This window comes from Pseudomonas sp. P5_B2 (assembly GCF_056400445.1).
Map to the genome: position 1 here is coordinate 1 of NZ_JBFULH010001157.1, position 931 is coordinate 931.

Sequence of the window (931 nt, forward strand, 5' to 3'; positions counted from 1 at the left end):
GATCATTTTCTACAGCATCAAGGTCAGATCATTTTCTACAGCATCAAGGTCAAGGGCATCGGCGGCTTCCTCGGCGAACTGACCCTGCACCCGTTCGGCAGCAAGAACATCTTCGTTCAAGCCCTGCTGATTCCGGTGAACTTCTTGCTGGAGTTCGTGACGCTGGTTGCCAAGCCTATCTCCCTGGCACTGCGTCTGTTCGGCAACATGTACGCCGGCGAGCTGGTCTTCATTCTGATTGCTGTGATGTTCGGCAGCGGTCTGCTCTGGCTTAGCGGCCTGGGTATTGTTCTGCAGTGGGCGTGGGCTGTGTTCCACATCCTGATCATCACCCTGCAGGCGTTTATCTTCATGATGCTGACCATCGTTTACCTGTCGATGGCGCACGAAGAGAACCATTAAGACCAGTCTCGACTAGTCTGATGTCCCACTCGGTCAAACGAGTGGGTGCCCGAACAGGGCTATGAAACGATTTGTTTTACCGCTTTAAAATCTAAAAAACCTAAACCATACGACGTAAAAGTCGGGAGGAAAGATGGAAACTGTAGTTGGTCTAACCGCTATCGCTGTTGCACTGTTGATCGGCCTGGGCGCACTGGGTACCGCAATTGGTTTCGGCCTGTTGGGCGGCAAGTTCCTGGAAGGCGCAGCGCGTCAGCCAGAAATGGTTCCAATGCTCCAAGTTAAAATGTTCATCGTTGCCGGTCTGCTCGACGCCGTAACCATGATCGGTGTTGGTATCGCTCTGTTCTTCACCTTCGCGAACCCATTCGTTGGTCAACTCGCTGGCTAATTACTCGAACCTTCGAGTAGTTGGGATGTGTAACGAACGAGCGAGGTGTTGGCGTGAACATTAATGCAACCCTGATTGGCCAGTCCGTTGCGTTCTTCATTTTTGTACTGTTTTGCATGAAGTTCGTGTGGCCTCCGG

2 protein-coding genes and 1 pseudogene are annotated in these 931 nt (G+C 52.1%); all 3 read left to right on the forward strand.

Translation table 11 applies throughout. From position 1 onward, the window contains the following. Window positions 1-402: F0F1 ATP synthase subunit A (locus tag AC1DRJ_RS29855; protein ID WP_477805293.1), on the forward strand; the 402-nt coding region annotated here is incomplete at its 5' end. Between the two features lie 133 nt (window positions 403-535). Further along, complete coding sequence (atpE, locus tag AC1DRJ_RS29860) at window positions 536-793, forward strand: F0F1 ATP synthase subunit C (protein ID WP_002555987.1); 258 nt, start codon at window positions 536-538, stop codon at window positions 791-793. 53 nt (window positions 794-846) lie between these two features. After that, window positions 847-931: pseudogene (locus AC1DRJ_RS29865) on the forward strand (F0F1 ATP synthase subunit B); the annotation flags it as partial.

Coding starts and splice junctions, on each gene's coding strand:
- atpE (WP_002555987.1), top strand. CDS start 536: ATGGAAACTGTAGTTGGTCTAACCGCTATCGCTGTTGCACTGTTGATC.